The organism is Sulfurovum sp. TSL1, from assembly GCF_019972135.1.
GTDB lineage: Bacteria > Campylobacterota > Campylobacteria > Campylobacterales > Sulfurovaceae > Sulfurovum.
On sequence record NZ_BPFI01000001.1, the window covers coordinates 770,627 to 789,338 of the forward strand.

An 18,712-nucleotide genomic window follows, 5' to 3' on the forward strand; every position below is an offset into this window, starting at 1 on the left:
GTTTCTATACAAACTAAAATATGATTTACAGAGGTATGCTTATCGAAATTTTTTTATCCATAACTTTATCTGTGTTCAAAAAAAGTTTAAATAAAAAATAAGGAGTAAAGGATAAGTGCCTCACATCTTGTATTTTAGTTTTATAGTAAGGCAATCCGGCGGTCTAACGAGAGATCCGTGACTTTCCGTCCTTACTTCGCAGTAAGTTTGGCATATCCTTAAGAAGGCAAATAGTAACAAATTTAATATTAAATTAAGGTTGTATCTTAATAAATTCTTATATTTTTTTTCTTTTTATATGTCATACAATATATAAGTTTAAGTATACTGAAAGGATTTGTTCCCTCACTACTCAAACAATATCTGAGTTCTAGTTAAATTGGGGAATTTTGGCAGAGTTAAATAACTGGATAGTCTGAAAATACGTAATTTAGGGGCCTTTGGTGGCGGACAGTGAGGGATTCGAACCCTCGGTACCCTTACGAATACGCATCCTTAGCAGGGATGTGGTTTCAGCCAACTCACCCAACTGTCCTTGTGTTTTTGTGGATGAGATTATAATTAGATTGGGTTAAATAGAAGCTTAAAATAATCTCAATTGTTTTTAATTTTACTTTTTTTCACTTTGATCAATTATATTTTAGGAAAATCACAAAAAAACTGATTATCATTACATCTAAAGATTTATACAACAAGGTTCGAAATGTTAAAAAAACTTACGCCTCTTATCGTACTGGGAATGTTTGCTTTAGGTGCATATCTTATGATGAAAGGTATGGACAATGCTGTCCATATGACCCAATCAAAAAAAGAGATCAAAAAGTAGAAATGACTTTGAGGATCTCTTCTACTTTACTTTGCGGGTCACTGTCTTTATAGATAGGTCTTCCTACAACAGGGTAGTCTACTCCTTCTTCATTTGCAAGATCCAGCGTCGCCACACGCTGCTGATCTCCGGCATCTTCACCGAAAGGCCTGATGCCAGGACAGAGCGTCAGGAATTTCTCTGACGTAGCATTTTTAATGGCCCTGCTCTCAAAGGTAGAACATACCACACCGTCCAAACCGTTTTCATAACTCATTTTTGCGAACTGCTCCGCTTTTTCGTCTATGCTTTTTTCGTAGATGCTCTGGAAGTTCGCTTCATCAAATGAGGTCAGTGCGGTCACAGCCAGTACCAATGGACGGTTTTCATAAGATGCCAGTCTCTCCATCACTGTTTTCATAGCGACAGCCCCTGCCGAGGCATGGATGTTGAACATGTTGACGCCGAGTTTGGCGATCTCTTCTGCTGCATCTGCCATAGTGTTGGGGATATCGTAAAGTTTGAGGTCTAAAAATATCTTGAAATCAGGATTGATCGCTTTGAGTGCTTCTATAAAAGGTTTCCCGTCACGGATGTAGGCACGAAATCCTACTTTCATCCAAACATTGTACGATTTGAGTGACTCAGCTAGGGCCAAATTCTCTTCAGCTGACGGCAGATCAAGTGCTACGCATAGTTCCATGGTTTAAACCTCTTATCTTTTAGTGGTATAATAATATCAAAATTTTAATATATAAGGACTAAACACACATGTTTGGAAGAGAAACAAAAAGATACGATATCGTTCAATCTGTAATGGATACATACAACTACGCTAAATTCACCACTTCTAAAGGGGTGATCTGGGCTAAGCTTTTTAAAGATGATGCACCTAACACGGTTGCGAACTTCGCTCACCTTGCAGAAACCGGATTCTATAACGGTCTGAAATTTCACAGAGTGATCCCTGGGTTTATGGCACAGGGTGGTTGTCCGTATTCTAAAGACAATCCGGCTATGGCTGGTACAGGTGGACCAGGATGGCAGATCGACTGTGAAACGGATACAAGTACGCATCCACACAGAAGAGGGACACTCTCTATGGCACACGCAGGACCGAACACAGGTGGAAGCCAATTCTTCATCACTTTTGTAGCAACGCCACACCTTGACGGTGTTCACACAGTATTTGGTGCGATCGACGAAGACGATACGGAAAGTTTCATGGTGCTGGACCAGATCCAACAAAATGATGACATCATCAGTATTGAAGTGGTTGAATCAAGAGATTAATGAATTGTTTATCATCCCTGGACCTTCATCCGGGGATAACCTAAAAGGAACTGTATGTACGGATATTATAGAGTTGCATCGGCTGTGAACAAGACCATCGTAGGGAACCCTGCAAAAAATGCCGAAGAGATCATCAAACTTATCCAAGATGCACACGCCAAAGAGGTTAGTGTCGTTGTATTTCCGGAGCTGACGCTTACAGGATACACTGCCAGTGACCTCCTTCTCAATCAAACACTCATCGCTTCACAAAATGAGAAGCTCTCGTATCTACTGCAACATACGGAAGCGTTCAATACCATTGCGATCATCGGTATGGCGCTGCTTGAAGCGGACAGGCTCTACAACTGTGCGGCAGTGCTTCAAAGCGGGAAGATCCTGGGGATCATACCTAAAAGCTATCTGCCGAACAAAAAAGAGTTCTATGAGAAACGTCAATTTGTCTCTGGACGGGATATCACAAGAACCACTACACAACTTTTAGGAGAGGAGATACCTTTCGGGGTGGACCTGCTTTTCAGTGATGCCAAAGAGATGACTTTCGGAGTGGAGATCTGTGAAGACCTTTGGGCTGTGACACCTCCTAGCAACCATATGGCAAGCAATGGTGCCAACCTGCTTTTTAACCTTTCGGCAAGTAACGAACTCATAGGCAAAGCCGAATATCGCGAAGAGCTGGTGCGGACACAGAGCGGTCGCTGTATAGCCGCTTATGTCTACAGTTCTGCCGGTGTGGGTGAATCCACCACCGATACCGTGTTTGGAGGGCATGCGATCATCTCCGAATATGGGTCTACTCTGGTCCAGAATGAGCGTTTCAGTCTGAAGAACACCCTGATCACAGCAGACGTGGACCTGGAGCGTCTAAGATGGCTGAGACTCAATGAATCGAGCTACTCTGACGGCAGACGTAAAAAAACACGAACCATCATCGTGGAAACCCTGCCGGAGATGACTGCGCTTGACCGTGCTATCAACCCTATGCCATTTGTCCCTTCACGTTTTGATGAGAAAAAGCACCGTTGTGACGAGATCGTTCAGATCCAGGCCCATGGACTCATCAAACGTATGAGTCATGCACATATCAAGAAAGCCGTGATAGGTATCTCAGGCGGACTCGACTCTACACTTGCCCTGCTCTCCACACACAGGGCCTATGAGATCATGGGATGGGATGTTGCTGATATCATCGCGGTGACCATGCCTGGATTCGGAACAACGAGCCGTACCAAGTCCAATGCGGTCAAACTTTGTGAAGCCTTAGGTGTGACATTGAAAACCATAGATATCACCGATATTTCTCATAAAGAGTTCGAAGCCATAGAACACGATGTCAATGAACACAGTGTTACCTATGAGAATGTACAGGCACGTGCGAGAACATCGATACTGATGAACATGGCCAACAAAGAAGGCGGGCTTGTCATCGGTACGGGCGACCTGAGTGAGATCGCCCTTGGCTGGTCCACCTACAATGGTGACCACATGAGTATGTATGCCTTAAATTCCGGTATACCCAAAACACTGATCCAGTATGTGATCGAGTATTATAAATCCAATGCATCCATCACGGATATTATCGATGATATCCTGGATACACCCATAAGCCCTGAATTGCTCCCGCACAATGAGGATGAGATCGTACAGGAGACAGAAACGATCGTAGGTCCTTATGAATTGCATGATTTCTTTCTTTACCACTTTATCAAGTACGGTGCCAAACCGACGAAGATACGTTTCCTGGCCGGTTTGGCCTTTGAGGGGAAATATGATGAAGCGACCATTACCAAATGGCTCACACTCTTTTTGAAACGTTTCTTCACCCAGCAGTTCAAACGTTCATGCATACCTGATGGACCCAAAGTAGGTATGATCTCTTTAAGTCCGAGGGCAGATTGGAAGATGGCCAGTGATGCAGATGTTGAGATCTGGCTAGCGGAGTTAGAGAGATGAAATCCAACAACACGATAAAACACTTCATCAACACGATGATCCAGGGGCTCTTCTGGCTTTTACCGATCGTTGCCACCATCATCATCATTTCATGGCTTTATACAAAGATAGAACTTTTACTGGCTGGATTGTTTAGGCTTATTGGTTTCATACCGGAAAAGAATTTATTTTTATGGGAAGTCTTGGCCATATTTGTTTTTTTGATCACACTGTACATACTTGGGCATCTTGCACGGACAAAACTTGCAAACCTCTTTGAATACCTCTTTTCAAAAATACCCGGATACACCACGATCAGAGAGCTTGTAGGTATTTTCAACTCTTCCAAAAAAGGTAAGAACCAGGTCCTGGTCGTAGCCGTCAAAGGGTTTGGAAATGAAGGGTACAACATAGGTCTTATGTATTCACAAAAAGAGAGTATCATCAAGGACCACTACACCATTACCCTCTCTATGTCGCCCATACCCAACGGTGGATTTATGTTTGAAGTCCATAAAGAGAAGATCTATGTCATCGACAATGCCACATTTGACAACAATCTGCAGTACCTCCTCTCTATGGGGGTAAAAAGTTTTGCCGAGATCCTAAGGATTGAACCGAAAAATGTTGACGAGTTCACCCCGCTTTGTGAATGGATCAAAAAGAATGCATCATAGATAGAGAGTTGAGGTATACGCTATAGATCCCAGCCATATTTTTTGTGAAATAGCATCCGTCTAAAAATGCTATAATATCCCTCATTAGCAATTGAGAAGGATCTATCATGGAAAAAGAATTCAAAAAGACCATCACTGAGGTGAAGAGGTCACTCAAAAAACTGGAAAATGATCTGGAAGAAAAAAGTGAGCAGTTGACAGAAGAGGCTCAGGTATTTTGGGGTGATCTGAAAAAATATTTATCCCGTATCGATGAAAAATTGGAAGAGACGTATGATCATTTTGAAGAGCAGGCTGAACTTCAAGGACATTTGGGGTTGATGGAGGCTCGGGACAGAGTTGAAAAGATTCAAGAGACTGCACGTGAGTTTACTGATAAAATTTCAAACAATGCACAAAAAGAACTGGATATCGCAGTGCTAAGAGCACATCTTGCAAAGATGGAAAGTGAAGCGTTTTGGGAGGAGAAACAAAAAGAGCTCCTGCATATCTATGGTGAGGCCAGAGACGAAGCACAAAAAGCTGCTGCCAAAGCAGCAAAAGAGCTTAATATTATGATGCAGAAATTAACAGAATTTATATAATTTTCTGAAAACTGTAAGCTAATGGATGTGTATAAACACCCCTTAAACGCCCTATGTACCGTATATTATGGGCATAAAGCCTGTAAATTATATTTAAAATAAATATATTTATTTTAAATAAGCTTATACGTTAAAAAACAGGCTACAATATAGTTGATGAAAGATGAGGTTCGAGTTCATCTTTCGTGTGTAAAGTGTTATTGCTAGACCCGAAAGACTTCTCTCTGATTTGGATTCCGCTTAATTATAAGTGAAAATTACTACCCAAAGGTACAAAAAAATGGCAACATTAGTAAACGGAACTGTTAAATGGTTCAACGATGAAAAAGGTTACGGTTTTATTCAACAAGAGAATGGTGGAGATGATGTATTCGTACACTTCCGTCAAGTGAATAATGAAGGTGGTGGTCGTGTGACTCTCGCTGAAGGTCAAGCAGTAACATTTGAAGTTGGTGAAGGTCAAAAAGGCCCACAAGCTGAGAACGTAACTCCACTCTAGTAGTGGCTTGCAGGCTTCTTGCCTGCAAATTCCATTCCTCTTAATAATTCACTTTTAGATCTTTATCATACGATAGTTCGAACAACACTTCTATCTCTTTCATTTCATCAGGTGCCAACGTAAGTTTCATTTCTATCTGCCCCTCCTTACGCATTGTGTAATGTACTTTATTCTTTGCATTGATACTTAACAGTTTTGATGTGATCTCTTCCGTTGTGGATGTTGGTATACGTTCGATCACTGTCAGTTCTTTTTCCTTATCTGACTTGTTTGTGATCGTCAGTCTATAGCCGTCTTTTTTACGTGCAGTACCGCCAAATATACCTGTTTCGCGTTCCTTGTTGACTATAGGCTCACGCTCTATTTGAATATCTTCTTCTACTTTTGTGTACAGGTCGTATTTTCCCTCTCTGTACTCACCAAGTGCCTTTTCGTTGATCACTTCATCAGAAGACTTTACTTTCCACTGGTTCTGTTCGATTTGATATTTCGGTTCAAAAGAGCAGACATGAAATGCTTTGGTATCGGTATAAGGGTAGGCACGGACTTCACAGGAGAGCGGTGCTTTCCATTCGAGTACTTTGACATCCAAGGGTACGCCGGTCGACGGCAACAAAAGTTTTTCTACCTTATACTCTCTGGCATCTTCATAGGAAACTGTCGGTGCAGACAGCACCTCTCTTTGTTCAGTGTTCATAAGCATATCCATTTGGGCTCTTTTTTTCATAGCTTTTTGTACTGCGATCGGTGGCCTTGGTTCATACTTGCTGACTATCCATGGATAAAAGTGTGTCGGGTAGACAGTTTGATGGGCGGAGCGATAATAGAACATCGCACGCTCTGCTTCTATATCGATACCGCTTCTATTGGTGATGGAGAGCGTTTGTGTGACCCGTACCTCTTTTTCATCGTTGATATCGGCTTCATAGGCGGTAGAAAAAGAGACATACCCGTGAGGAAGGGTAAGTTCAACCTCCTTATCGCATCTTTTGGCGGTCTCTATTGCCAGTCTGACAGGTGCCTGTTTATCAAATACTCTCTCTTTCATTTCTGCCTCTTGACGCAGATCCTTCTCTTCTCTTAAAAGTTTTGCCTGTGCCTCTCCCAGCTCTTTTGCAGACTCTATCATTAGACCGGCATCAACCGTAGCAGGTCGAGGAAGAGATGCAAGTTGCCCCAGGAACTTACTGTTTTGCCGTACAGCCTCTACCTTCTGCTCTGCATCTTTCAAACCACTCAAAACCTGACATAATCTATCATCCGAAGGACAACTGAGACTCATGTCCAGTGGGAGCGTGCGTCCTTCACACTTTGCTTTTACCCCTTTGGAAAAGCCTATGAAATTGTTTTTAGGTATGAATCTGTAAAAAGTATGGTCCTGGTAGACAGCAAGGGAAGACGCATAGCTCATGCTTCCGGATAAAAGTAGTATGCTAAGAGAAGTAGTGAATTTCATCGATCATCCTTTAGTGTATAGGGATGATTATAACCAATTATTCTGTACTGTTACTCTCTGTGAATTGTGACAGGTATGCTTTGTTTTTCTTTTGCAGATAATCATAGATCGCTTTGACCTCTTCATTGGTCAAATAATAACGGGGCATGACCTTATGATACGTATTGACTGCTTTGATCATGTCATCGAGTGAGTCCCTGCGTATATCTGAGCCTCTTAAAGCCTGTTTTCCGTGTATATCCCGATATTCGACAATGGTCTGGCCTTCACCGCTTTTTCCATGACATTGTGAACAGCTTACACCTCTGGGGTTTGCATAGAGCATTTCACCATACTCATAGTGTGAAATAAAATCTTCTTGTCCCCATGCCATTAAAGGCAGTAATATCCATAATAGTCTCATGATAGTATCAACGTTCACTCCAAACCCGACAAAACTGCGTTGCCTAAAGTATTTTTGATATAATACAATAAAAAATATAAGGGCACTCTATGCAACTCATCGATGGTAAATCCTTAGCCAAGAAAGTGCAAACCACAGTAGCGGCTGAAGTCGCACAACTCAAACAAGAAAAGAATATCGTTCCGGGACTTGCAGTGATCCTCGTTGGTGATGATCCTGCCAGTCATGCGTATGTTAAAATGAAAGCTAAAGCGTGTGAGAATGTAGGATTTTACTCTATCACACACAATATGCCTGACACGATCAGTCAAGATGAGATCATAGCAACCATAGAGATGATGAACAACAACCCTCGTATAGATGGTATCTTGGTGCAGCTTCCATTGCCTAAACATATAGATACGGACAAGATACTAGAAGTCATAGACCCGAAAAAAGATGTGGATGGTTTCCATGCGTATAATGTCGGACGTCTGGTTACAGGACTTGACAGTTTTGTGGCATGTACACCGCTTGGTGTGATGAAAATGTTCGAAGAGTACGAGATCGACCTGAGAGGCAAAGATGTATGTGTCGTAGGTGCAAGCAACATCGTCGGTAAGCCTATGGCTTCCCTCCTTCTCAATGCAGAAGCAACCGTGACCATTACCCACATCCATACCAAGGACCTCAAAGCACATACGAGCCAGGCTGATATCGTGGTCGTGGGTGTAGGTGTTCCCGGGCTTATCAAAGAGGATATGGTAAAAGAAGGTGCCATCGTGATCGACATCGGTATCAACCGCATAGAAGACGGTTCACTGGTAGGTGATGTAGACTTTAAAAACGTAAGCCCGAAATGTTCCTACATCACTCCTGTACCGGGCGGTGTAGGTCCTATGACCATAGCGATGCTTTTAAGCAATACACTTAAATCCGCAAAAGCCAGAGCATAATGAAAAAGTTTATACAAGCTTCAGGCCGTTTTGCCAGTTCATGGACCGGAACGATCATTATCGTACTGTTTCTCATCTTCTTTGTTGCGCAATCTTTTGTCATCCCTTCAGGCTCGATGAAAAGAACACAGCTGATCGGTGACTTTTTATTTGCCAAGAAGTTTTCCTACGGGATCCCTACCCCGCACCTGCCATGGCTGGAGATCCCCCTTTTACCTGATTTTAACGGAAATGGACACCTGATAGAAGGTCCTAGACCTCAAAGAGAAGATATCGTTATTTTCCGTTATCCAAAAAACCACAAGATACACTACGTCAAGCGTTGTGTGGCTGTAGGCGGAGATGAAATACTCTATGCCAATGAAAAACTGCTGATCCACTTCCATGAAGGTGATGCGTATATCAAAGCAAATTATCCTGCCGATAAGATCGTCTCACTCAGAGGCAAGCTTTGGGTAGAAAACCCTTATATATCAAAATATCCGGGTATCCAGTATGCGCCTGAAGGTGTCAATATCTTTGAGTCCCTTCTGCAATACTATGCATACAACAAAGAGATCGATATGGTACCTGTCTATGTGGATGCGCTTGATACACCCACCTATGAGATCGCTGGAAAAGGTGTCAATGCGCTCTATGCAAAAGTAGATGAGGACCACTTCTATATGATCGGTGATAACCGGGACAACTCCAATGACAGTCGTTTTTGGGGTGCTGTTCCGTATAAACTGATCGTAGGAAAGCCTTGGTTGAACTACATGAGTTTGGAGCACCGTTCGTATGAGAGTGTACTCAACGGTGATGAATACGGCAGTGGAAAGGACAATGCAAGACTGAAACGTTTATGCGGTGATATAGCCATAGAGTCTCAGGCATGTGAAGATCTCTGGAACAAACAACGCTTTACAGTTCGATGGGGACGTATAGGAAGACGTATTGAAACCATACAAACAGAACAACCTATAGAATAAAGGAGAATACGTGAAAAAATTTTACATTGCAACTGACCATGCCGGGTATGCGCTTAAAGCCCATATAAAAGAGTTTGTGACTTCTTTAGGTCATGAGATCGTTGATCTTGGTCCAGACTCTGCAGACAGAGTGGACTACCCCGATTTTGCAAAAAAATGTGCCCATGCGGTCCTTGAAGACAAAGGCAGTTTCGGTATCCTGGTCTGCGGTACAGGCATAGGTATCAGCATCGCTGCGAACAAAGTACCCGGTATCCGTGCGGCGCTCTGCCATGACCACTATACCGCTAAACTGACAAGACAGCATAACGATGCGAACATCCTTTGTTTTGGTGAACGTGTGGTAGGTAAAGGCGTCATGGAAGATATGATCGAAGTGTTTGCAAACACTGAATTTGAAGGCGGCAGACATGCAGGTCGTGTAGAGAAGATAGAAGGGTGTTCTTTTGGGAGTGATTTAGGGTAATACCCTTACATATCCATCCTGCCTTGATCTATCCTTATTCCGTGCTACACAACCAACGAGCTAAAAGGTTTTTATTCACCTCTCATTTATATTGTGCTTTCATAGTTTAACTTATTTATCAAACTATCAAATTTCTGCACATTTTTAGTATATGACGAGGAAAAACAGCTCAAACCGTTTCATGCTGTGCCTCACCTCTCGTCAATCAGATCATTTAACTCCGCCTGCGGCAGATAGCTCCGGTAGATCTTCTCGAATGTCCCGTCCCGTTTCAGTTCGTTTAGGGTGTTCCGCCACCGTTCGACGGTTTCCGCCGGGGTCCCCCGGGAGATGGCGATATAGAAATCGGAATGGGTGACAGTGTATACCGGCTCCAGGTCATCCATGCTGTAGCCGGCTTCTTTCACGATTTCAGGAATCGTGAGGTTGGTAAAGATCGAAAGCTGCACTTCGCCGTTCATGAGCTGTTTGACATTGTCAACGGGTGCCTTGGAGCTGACCAGGTTGGTGAACCCCTCTCGCTTCAGGTATTGTTCTGTGAACCAATCTGTAGTGGTGGCAATGGCTCCAACCTCCCGGGCCTCCTGCAGTGTTGTTATCCTGATCCCCGAACCTTTTTTCGCAAACAGTATCGCGCTGTTCCTGCCTACTGGGCCGACCCAGTGGAACAGCTCCTCCCTTTCGGGCGTTCGATCCGCACTGAACAGGACGACGTTCGGATGCAGCAGGGCCATATTGTAGGCGTTCTTCCAGGAGGTGAGGCGGACATTGTCGGGGATCGCATTGCGCTTCGCTATCTCCCGTACCATATCGGTAACGAATCCGGCAGGTCTGCCGTCGCGCATAAAGGTGATGGGCGGGTACTCCTCGGTAACCAGCTGGACGATCCCCGGTGGGATCTCACCGGGTAGCCATCTTGCATATATTTCATTGAAACGCCCATCTCGCTTCATCGCATCCAACGCTTCCTGCCAGCGGGCGACCCGTTCAGGTGCGATCTCGCGGGAAAAGGAAATATAGGTCATATCGGTCGAGACGGTAAAGACGTTCTCAAGCGCATCCATCGTGGCCTGCTGCTTTTCCAGTACCGCCGGGAGGGTGATGTTACTCCCCATCATCAGTTGCGCCTCACCGCGTAACAGGCTTTGTACCGCATCCTTCTCGTTCACATGGCTTTTCAGGTTGGTAAAACCCTCCTGCTTCAGCATCTGCTCGGAATAGTAATCGGCAACCGTTGCTATCCGATCAACCCGCCTGGCATCTTCCAATGTGTTAATACGGATCCCGCTGCCGCGAACGGCATAGAGATTGGTATCCAGTACCGTGATGGGGCCAACCCACTGCAGCTGTTTCTTGCGTTTTTGCGTCATGGTAGTGGAGAAGAGTGCTATATTCGGCTTCTCCTGCACTGCCCGGAGCCCCTCTTCCCAGGGCAATATCCGGATGTCGCCTGCTGTGCCCGTACGCGCCATCAGCTCTCGTACCACCTCGGTGGCCTGACCGCTGATATTCCCGTTCTCCATGAAACTGAGCGGGAAGAATTCTTCCGATAAGATGGTCAGCTCCGCTGTCGCCTCGTCATGATCTTTCGTCGTACTCGTACAGCCGCCCAGTAGCAGCGACAGCAGAATGTAAATGATCCATAAATGTTTCATAACCAGTCATCTCCTTTGCCTGTTGAGTAATTATCAGGTCGATATTTCGCTCATGAAATACGGATGATGCATTCAATATAGCTCGCGATGCCGCTCGATGCATCGTGATATGGAGTGAGCTGGCCCAGGACAATCAAACAATCATGCAGTACAATTAAATATAACTGCATCATTCATACCGCTCTCTCCACCGCATGTTGAATGACACCGTTAACCGGTAACCCACAGTATACCATAACGGGGTTTTAACTCTAAATGTCGATTGATGTCTTTGGATATTGTGCTGTTTGAGTACATTTCCTCTTTCTCAAGAGTAGCGAACAGGTGATGCTAATACTATGCTAGTCTTCTACTAAATGTTATACCTTTTTTTCTTCAAGAACTACAGGTGTTCCTATATAGGTGATAAACAGGAAAGTTCCTTCTGGAAATGTATGGGTTGTTGTACTGTGTTTGACACCGATGATTGCATTGGCTTCAGCAGGAGCATTTTCGATCAACTTATCAAGTGCTTCCTGATGCTCATCACGTTTTCTTTCCAAAAAACCTTTGATCCATCCTTTTTGAGATATCTGGATCTTATGCGTAATTTCGATCATAGAAAACATGGATTTGATTTTGAAATGTTCCGGTAGGGTTTCCGTTGTTGTTACTGTCATTATCAATGCCCTATTCCCCCTTTTTTGAAGTAGTAACAGTATACAAAAAATGCCCGGCTATTTCAAGAAGTTCACTCTATCATCTTTAACTTTTACCTTTATCTGGCTCCCTCATTATACGTGGGTATCTATGACAGCATTATAAAACGGATCAGATAAGTATATAATAAAAATTTATGTTATCATATAATTTTAATATGTGTTTTTCGCATACCGTGGTAACACATAAAAATCAACACAGGAGTCAAACATGGATATCATGAGTCTTATCATATTTTTAGCGATCGGTGCACTGGTAGGCTGGCTTGCCGGCCTACTAGTGAAAGGAAGAGGATTTGGTATCATAGGCAATATGATCGTTGGGATCGTCGGTGCTGTATTGGGTGGCTACATATTCGGCTTGCTTGGCATAACAACTGGCGGTATATTGGGCGCTATCGTTATGGCCGTCATTGGTGCTGTGATCCTGTTGTATATTATCAGCATACTGAAGAAGGCCTAGCCGGGTAGCAGCGAACGAACCAAAGATCTTGACAGGATTGTTTGATAACAGATCAGAGTGACCTGATCAGAAATCCACTCTCGGGTTTTTGATCGCTTATTTTCAACGTTAATACATAGTTTTTCTCCCTTGCATCGATTGCCTCTAAGAACATTCAAACAACCTGTGATAGAATAATCCTCATTACAAGTCCAAGGAACACCCATGACACTCACATCTGAAGAAAAAGAGATCATTCTAAGCAGCATCCGGGATATCCCGGACTTTCCAAAGCCAGGCATTATTTTTAAAGACATCACTACACTGCTCTCCAATCCCCAGGCATTCAATACACTTATGGACCATCTGACAAACCGTTATAAAAGTTATGACCTGGACTTCATTGCAGGTATCGATGCAAGAGGATTCATCTTTGGATCCATTTTGGCCGATAGACTGGGGGTTGGTTTTGTGCCCGTTCGAAAAAAAGGAAAACTGCCTTACACGACCGTGGCGGAGAAATACAGCCTGGAGTATGGATTTGATGAAGTTGAGATACACATAGATGCTTTTGGGGAAAAAGAAAATCCGAAGGTACTTCTCATAGATGATCTTATCGCCACAGGCGGGACAGCAAAAGCTGCTGCGAACCTCATAGATAAAGTGGGTGCAAATTGTGTGGAGGCATGTTTCATTATGGAGCTTGCTTTTCTCAATGGACGTCAAGGATTCGAGGCGCCTGTCTATTCTGTTTTAGAGATAGATTGATATCCATAGTGTGTTTGAAGGCAGACACACTACTTAAGAAAATTTATCCAATGATCACATACTTCCCCTTACCAATACACAAGCAATATAGAGTATAATGTAAAGATATTAGCGAGGTGTTATGATGAGAGTCTATATGTTTTTTACCATTTTTCTTCTGCTTTTCTTCTCTATACATTACCTCTTTTATTCAAGAGTGATCAAAAAGTTCCTGGTATCTGAAGCAGTGAAAAAGAAGTTGACCCTCCTGTTAGGCCTGAACTTTATTTTCAATATACTCTATGTAGTAGGCCGTTATACGGATCTTATCAACACGTCTTTTTATTATCTCTTCTCTCTCTCCATCGGTATCTCTTTTGTGCTTCTTTTATATCTTATTGTGCATGAAGTGCTTAACCTGTTTCATAAAACACTCAGAAGTGTCGACATTTCGAAAAGAAACTTCATTAAGAACAGTGGTGATGCTGCGTTGATCGCACTCTCGACCTCTTATGTCAGTGCCGGCGCCTATGAGGGGATGAAGGAGCCCGTCGTCAATATAGTGGAGTTTGATCATTTTGATTTTTCTATCATCCAGATCAGTGATTTTCATATCGGCGGCCTGATCGACAGAGATTTTGTCAAAGCCTCTGTCTCTAAGATCAATGCACTCAAACCGGACATACTCTTTATAACCGGCGATCTTGTTGATACTGCGCTGGAAGAGATAAAAGAGAGTATTAGAGAACTTGACAATATCCGTGCTAAACACGGGATCTACTATATTTTTGGTAATCATGAGTTTTTTCACAATCCCCTGGAGATCATTGAGTTTATCAAAAGCACAAAGATCACACTGTTGCTCAATGAGAATATAAAGATAGATGCATTAAAGCTCAATGTCGTAGGTGTAACAGACCTTATAGGCTATCGTATGAACCTGCTCGAACCGGATATAGATAAAGCCTTTAAAGGGTGCAATGACACCTATAAAACCATCCTTTTGGCCCACCAACCCAAATATATCGAAGAACTGGGAAACTACAAACCTGATCTCATACTCAGCGGACATACACACGGTGGACAGATCTGGCCTTTTGGGCATTTGGTAAGACTAAAGCAGCCTTATATCAAAGGACTGCACAGACTTCCAAACGGAAGTACTCTTTATGTCAATAGCGGTATCGGATTTTGGGGACCGCCTATGAGACTGGATTCACAGGCTGAGATCGCGTATATTGTCTGAACTGACCAGCTTCATTCACTTGCCATAAGGCAGTTTATAACCTCCCGTACGATATAATCTACTCAATTACTATACAAGAGAAAAAGATGAACTTACATAAAGAAATATATATCCCAAAACCAAGCCCGCATGATCCCGATGAGCAGGGTCATTTTGGCAGTATTGAAAATGGACAGGTAGGTTTTGGTGGACGTTTTGTGCCCGAAACATTGATGCCGGCACTTGAGCAACTTCGACTTGACTATGAAGCAGTACGTTTTGACAAAGACTTTTGGGCAGAAGTGGACTACTACTACAAAAACTACGTAGGCCGTCCCTCTTCACTCTACTTTGCTGAAAACCTCTCTAAAGAACTTGATGCAAAGATCTATCTTAAGCGTGAAGACCTTAACCATACAGGTGCACACAAGATCAACCATACGGTGGCCCAAGCGATACTTGCAAAGAGACTGGGTAAGAAAAAAGTCATCGCCGAGACCGGTGCAGGTCAGCATGGTGTGGCTACGGCTACGGTTGCAGCGCTCTTTGGTCTGGAGTGTGAAATATTCATGGGTGCCAAAGATGCTGCACGCCAGGAACTGAATGTCTTCCGTATGAAACTGCTTGGCGCCAAAGTACATGCCGTAGAGTCCGGAAGTAAAACGCTGAAAGATGCCATGAATGACGCCATCAGACACTGGGTAACCAATGCACGTGACACCTACTACATTATCGGTACGGTTGCAGGACCGCACCCTTACCCTATGATGGTACGTGATATCCAGTCTATCATCGGATGGGAAGCGAAACAACAGCTCAATGCAGTGGAAGGGTGTCTGCCAGACAAAGTGATCGCCTGTATCGGTGGAGGATCGAATGCCCTTGGTATCTTCAATCACTTCTTAGAAGATGAAAGCGTAGAGTGTATCGGTATAGAAGCCGGTGGACTTGGACTTGACTCCAAACATGGCTGTTGTCTTGCAAAGGGAAGTCCCGGTGTACTTCATGGACAACTAAGTTACCTACTTCAAGATGAAGATGGTCAGGTACAAGAAGCGCACTCCATTTCAGCAGGACTTGACTACCCGGGTATAGGCCCGGAACACTCATTTTTAAAAGATGAAGGTATCGCTACCTATGACTACATCACAGATGATGAAGCTCTCGATGCCTTTATCTGGCTTTCACAGGCTGAAGGTATCATCCCGGCATTTGAAAGTTCACATGCCATTGCCTACCTCAAAAAAATGAAACCTGAAGAGATCAAAGGTAAAACGATCCTGATCAATCTCTCAGGACGCGGTGATAAAGATATGATACAGGCAAAAGATATTCTAAAAGACCAATTTTCGTAAATTTCGCAACCTATACATTGGTCATGTATTTATTACTGACCACTATAGATAAAGGTATCTGTACAAGATAGGCGAACATAATAGGCAGAAGCATGGAAACACCAAAGGTACTTGCCGAAAAGGTAGAAAGCACCAAAGCCAAAGTGATATACCTTGCGATACTCTGCCAGAATGCCGCTCTCTCCTGCGGTGAGTCAAGATCGTAGATCATTTTTGCAGCGATGAATATCAGCAGATAGAATACAATGACCGCGATCAGTGCAATGAAGAAAAGTTCAGGTTCAAAATCATAAATGTCTATCAGCTGTTGAGAACTCTGCAAGCCGAACAGATAGAATAAAATGATAAAGATACTGATACGGCTGATATATTTACTGTTGGTTTCGATCCATTTAACCAGAGGTTTTATGAAAAGTACCACCCTGCTTGCCAGGAAAGGTATCACGATCAAAAGGGTGATCACCGGCTCTACAAATCTGCTGATAGTGATCTTTTCATCATACGTTACCCCGAAATATCCTGCACTGTAGGTTGCAAACAGATGCAACATCAGTAATGAGAGTGAAACAAAAATAAGATTGATAAAGAGCAGTAAGAAGCCTAAAGAGGTGTCGGCATTGGACCTTTTGATCCAATGCATGACCATACCTCCGCCACTCAATACTGCAAGCAGGAAAAGGCCCGCAGTAATACCAAAGTCATTGGTCATAAAACCGATGATCAAAGCAAAGATCGGTAAAAGCAGATAGTTCACGATAAATCCTTTAAAGAGTACCGACCTGTACTCCCATACCAGAGTGATATCTCTTAACTTGAATTTAAACAGTGATGGCATGATCAGTGTAAGTCCTGCAAAGAGACAGATATTTTTATCGAAAATAAACCCATCTGTCATATGACCATACATAAAACCCAAGAGTGCTCCTGCTATCACAATCATAATTAACGGCATCATCTCTCCTTAGAATCTTTTTACATAGTATACTACAAAAAGTATCTTTAGCCTTTTGAGAATAGGAAGTGCACTTCATTTACATAGGCGTATTTACCAATATTTTGATATACTCCATAGAATAAAAACAAACCAAAGGTTATCCATGAATTTCGAATTAACACAACTTCCCGTCGCAGAAACGCAAGGTGATATAGAGGTCATCATTGTCATCGACAACAATACAGATCATACGTTCGTCCAAGATAAAAAACTCTTAAAAAAAGCAGGGTTTGAAGGTGGACAGGATGAAACTTGTCTCCTTGTGAGTAAAGACAGACTCTATGTAGGTGCAGACTCGACACAGAGCAAAGATATCAGAACTGCAGCGGCCAATGCCATTAGTGCACTCAATGGCAAAGCGTACAGATCTATCAAAGTGGCGACCTATCTCAACGGAGAGACATGTACCAACTCTCTTCGTGCCATGGTGGAAGGTTTTATCTTGGGAGCATACACTTTTGATACGTATAAAACAAAAAAGAGTAAGAATAAGATCAAACAGATCTCTATCTCACTTGAAGAGTACAACGGATACACAGTGGATATAGAAAAAGCTTCTACTGTCATACATAAAGCACAGATCGTCGCTGATGCTACCAACTTCACACGTAACATCGTCAACACAACACCCGATGACTGTTATCCAGATGTCATGGCAGAGATCGCTGAGACCATGGCAAATGAAACAGGCCTGAAATGTAAAGTACTGAAACCCAAAGAATTGAGAAAAGAGAAGATGGAAACCCTTCTTGCCGTGGCACGTGCAAGCCGCCATAGACCAAGGGTCATACACCTTGCACACAAGCCCAAAGATGCAAAATATGTAGTGACCCTGGTAGGTAAGGGTCTTACGTATGACAGTGGTGGACTCAGCCTTAAACCTGCAGACTTCATGGTCACGATGAAGTCTGACAAGAGCGGCGGTTCTGCGGTCATCGGTATCATGAAAGCCGTCGCAGAGATGAACTTGCCTGTAGAGGTACACGGTTTTGTGGGTGCCGTAGAGAATATGATCGGTGGGGATGCCTATAAACCTGATGATGTACTTGTAGCAAAAAATGGAAAAACCATCGAAGTTCGGAATACGGATGCCGAAGGCCGTTTGGTCCTTGCAGATACACTCTGTTACGCACAGCAGGAGGTCAAAGCGGACTACCTTTTCGATCTTGCAACACTCACAGGTGCCTGTGTAGTGGGTGTAGGAAACTATACATCAGGTATCATGGGGAACTCTGATGCAGTCAAATCACGTGTCGTAGATGCAGCAAAACGTTCAGGGGAACTGGCCACTGCCCTGGACTTTAACCCTTACCTCAAAAAGACCATCAAGTCTGAGATAGCAGATGTATGCAACATTTCCAATACACGTTATGGAGGCGCGATCACAGCGGGACAATTCCTCTCTGAGTTCATCGATGAAGAGCACAAAGAAAAATGGGCGCACATAGATATAGCCGGTCCTGCATTTGTAGAACATGCATGGGGAGAGAATCCTCATGGTGCTTCCGGTGCCGGAGTGAGAATGATGGTCAAGTTCATAGAAAAACTCTCAGAAGAAGAGAAATAAACGGTATC

Annotated in this window: 20 protein-coding genes, 1 tRNA gene and 1 riboswitch; of the genes, 14 read left to right on the forward strand and 7 right to left on the reverse strand. The window is 43.3% G+C overall.

Annotated features, from left to right (window positions below):
- Nucleotides 1–146: 146 nt before the first annotated feature.
- A riboswitch (cyclic di-GMP riboswitch) is annotated at nt 147–222 on the reverse strand.
- A 222-nt stretch (nt 223–444) separates the two neighbouring features.
- Nucleotides 445–535: transfer RNA gene (locus LDM98_RS03765), tRNA-Ser, on the reverse strand.
- A gap of 168 nt (nt 536–703) precedes the next feature.
- Between LDM98_RS03765 and LDM98_RS11755 the strand changes: the two genes are divergently transcribed.
- The gene (locus LDM98_RS11755; protein ID WP_255593222.1) at nt 704–826 is read left to right on the forward strand and encodes a hypothetical protein; all 123 of its coding nucleotides are present in this window, start codon (nt 704–706) and stop codon (nt 824–826) included.
- Here the strand turns inward: LDM98_RS11755 and pyrF are convergent.
- Nucleotides 816–1,508 (reverse strand): orotidine-5'-phosphate decarboxylase, encoded by a 693-nt coding sequence (gene pyrF, locus LDM98_RS03770; protein WP_223898008.1) that lies wholly within the window; start codon nt 1,506–1,508, stop codon nt 816–818. The two genes, LDM98_RS11755 and pyrF, sit on opposite strands and share 11 nt — an antisense overlap.
- 68 nt (nt 1,509–1,576) lie before the next feature.
- Between pyrF and LDM98_RS03775 the strand changes: the two genes are divergently transcribed.
- The 5 genes from LDM98_RS03775 to LDM98_RS03795 all read left to right on the forward strand — a co-directional run bounded on the left by LDM98_RS03775 (nt 1,577) and on the right by LDM98_RS03795 (nt 5,790).
- Nucleotides 1,577–2,098, forward strand: coding sequence for a peptidylprolyl isomerase (locus LDM98_RS03775; RefSeq protein WP_223898009.1), 522 nt, complete (start codon nt 1,577–1,579; stop codon nt 2,096–2,098).
- Nucleotides 2,099–2,152: 54 nt separating this feature from the next.
- On the forward strand, nt 2,153–4,051 hold the full coding sequence (locus LDM98_RS03780; RefSeq protein ID WP_223898010.1) for an NAD(+) synthase: 1,899 nt from the start codon (nt 2,153–2,155) through the stop codon (nt 4,049–4,051).
- The gene (locus tag LDM98_RS03785; RefSeq protein WP_223898011.1) at nt 4,048–4,707 is read left to right on the forward strand and encodes a DUF502 domain-containing protein; all 660 of its coding nucleotides are present in this window, start codon (nt 4,048–4,050) and stop codon (nt 4,705–4,707) included. Before LDM98_RS03780 ends, LDM98_RS03785 begins: the two co-directional genes overlap by 4 nt.
- A 107-nt stretch (nt 4,708–4,814) precedes the next feature.
- A complete protein-coding gene (locus LDM98_RS03790) occupies nt 4,815–5,291 on the forward strand; it encodes a hypothetical protein (RefSeq protein WP_223898012.1) in 477 nt (158 codons plus the stop codon).
- Between the two features lie 280 nt (nt 5,292–5,571).
- Nucleotides 5,572–5,790 carry a cold-shock protein gene (locus tag LDM98_RS03795; RefSeq protein ID WP_223898013.1) on the forward strand — a complete coding sequence of 73 codons (219 nt, stop codon included), beginning with the start codon at nt 5,572–5,574 and terminating at the stop codon, nt 5,788–5,790.
- Nucleotides 5,791–5,830: 40 nt separating this feature from the next.
- Here the strand turns inward: LDM98_RS03795 and LDM98_RS03800 are convergent, their stop codons facing one another.
- On the reverse strand, nt 5,831–7,246 hold the full coding sequence (locus tag LDM98_RS03800) for a DUF4139 domain-containing protein (protein ID WP_223898014.1): 1,416 nt from the start codon (nt 7,244–7,246) through the stop codon (nt 5,831–5,833).
- Between the two features lie 37 nt (nt 7,247–7,283).
- Nucleotides 7,284–7,649 (reverse strand): cytochrome c, encoded by a 366-nt coding sequence (locus tag LDM98_RS03805; RefSeq protein ID WP_223898015.1) that lies wholly within the window; start codon nt 7,647–7,649, stop codon nt 7,284–7,286.
- Nucleotides 7,650–7,738: 89 nt separating this feature from the next.
- Between LDM98_RS03805 and folD the strand changes: the two genes are divergently transcribed.
- From folD to rpiB, 3 genes are read left to right on the forward strand one after another with little or no spacing between them, the layout of a single operon-like run.
- On the forward strand, nt 7,739–8,584 hold the full coding sequence (gene folD, locus LDM98_RS03810) for a bifunctional methylenetetrahydrofolate dehydrogenase/methenyltetrahydrofolate cyclohydrolase FolD (protein WP_223898016.1): 846 nt from the start codon (nt 7,739–7,741) through the stop codon (nt 8,582–8,584).
- Nucleotides 8,584–9,555 carry a signal peptidase I gene (gene lepB, locus LDM98_RS03815; RefSeq protein WP_223898017.1) on the forward strand — a complete coding sequence of 324 codons (972 nt, stop codon included), beginning with the start codon at nt 8,584–8,586 and terminating at the stop codon, nt 9,553–9,555. Before folD ends, lepB begins: the two co-directional genes overlap by 1 nt.
- Before the next feature lie 10 nt (nt 9,556–9,565).
- Complete coding sequence (gene rpiB / locus LDM98_RS03820) at nt 9,566–10,021, forward strand: ribose 5-phosphate isomerase B (RefSeq protein ID WP_223898018.1); 456 nt, start codon at nt 9,566–9,568, stop codon at nt 10,019–10,021.
- Between the two features lie 191 nt (nt 10,022–10,212).
- Here the strand turns inward: rpiB and LDM98_RS03825 are convergent, their stop codons facing one another.
- Both LDM98_RS03825 and LDM98_RS03830 read right to left on the reverse strand, forming a co-directional pair.
- The gene (locus tag LDM98_RS03825; RefSeq protein ID WP_223898019.1) at nt 10,213–11,676 is read right to left on the reverse strand and encodes an ABC transporter substrate-binding protein; all 1,464 of its coding nucleotides are present in this window, start codon (nt 11,674–11,676) and stop codon (nt 10,213–10,215) included.
- A gap of 359 nt (nt 11,677–12,035) precedes the next feature.
- A complete protein-coding gene (locus LDM98_RS03830; RefSeq protein ID WP_223898020.1) occupies nt 12,036–12,335 on the reverse strand; it encodes a heavy metal-binding domain-containing protein in 300 nt (99 codons plus the stop codon).
- Between the two features lie 250 nt (nt 12,336–12,585).
- Between LDM98_RS03830 and LDM98_RS03835 the strand changes: the two genes are divergently transcribed.
- The 4 genes from LDM98_RS03835 to trpB all read left to right on the forward strand — a co-directional run bounded on the left by LDM98_RS03835 (nt 12,586) and on the right by trpB (nt 16,143).
- Nucleotides 12,586–12,837 carry a GlsB/YeaQ/YmgE family stress response membrane protein gene (locus LDM98_RS03835; RefSeq protein ID WP_223898021.1) on the forward strand — a complete coding sequence of 84 codons (252 nt, stop codon included), beginning with the start codon at nt 12,586–12,588 and terminating at the stop codon, nt 12,835–12,837.
- Between the two features lie 204 nt (nt 12,838–13,041).
- Nucleotides 13,042–13,584 carry an adenine phosphoribosyltransferase gene (locus tag LDM98_RS03840; protein WP_223898022.1) on the forward strand — a complete coding sequence of 181 codons (543 nt, stop codon included), beginning with the start codon at nt 13,042–13,044 and terminating at the stop codon, nt 13,582–13,584.
- A 124-nt stretch (nt 13,585–13,708) separates the two neighbouring features.
- On the forward strand, nt 13,709–14,809 hold the full coding sequence (locus LDM98_RS03845; RefSeq protein ID WP_223898023.1) for a metallophosphoesterase: 1,101 nt from the start codon (nt 13,709–13,711) through the stop codon (nt 14,807–14,809).
- Nucleotides 14,810–14,895: 86 nt separating this feature from the next.
- Entirely contained in the window at nt 14,896–16,143 is a 1,248-nt protein-coding gene (gene trpB, locus LDM98_RS03850) for a tryptophan synthase subunit beta (protein WP_223898024.1), read from the forward strand.
- Between the two features lie 10 nt (nt 16,144–16,153).
- Here trpB and LDM98_RS03855 read toward each other — a convergent pair whose 3' ends face one another.
- Nucleotides 16,154–17,095 (reverse strand): hypothetical protein, encoded by a 942-nt coding sequence (locus LDM98_RS03855; RefSeq protein ID WP_223898025.1) that lies wholly within the window; start codon nt 17,093–17,095, stop codon nt 16,154–16,156.
- A 145-nt stretch (nt 17,096–17,240) separates the two neighbouring features.
- Here LDM98_RS03855 and LDM98_RS03860 point away from each other — a divergent pair, with 145 nt between their 5' ends.
- Nucleotides 17,241–18,704 carry a leucyl aminopeptidase gene (locus tag LDM98_RS03860; protein ID WP_223898026.1) on the forward strand — a complete coding sequence of 488 codons (1,464 nt, stop codon included), beginning with the start codon at nt 17,241–17,243 and terminating at the stop codon, nt 18,702–18,704.
- Nucleotides 18,705–18,712: the final 8 nt, after the last annotated feature.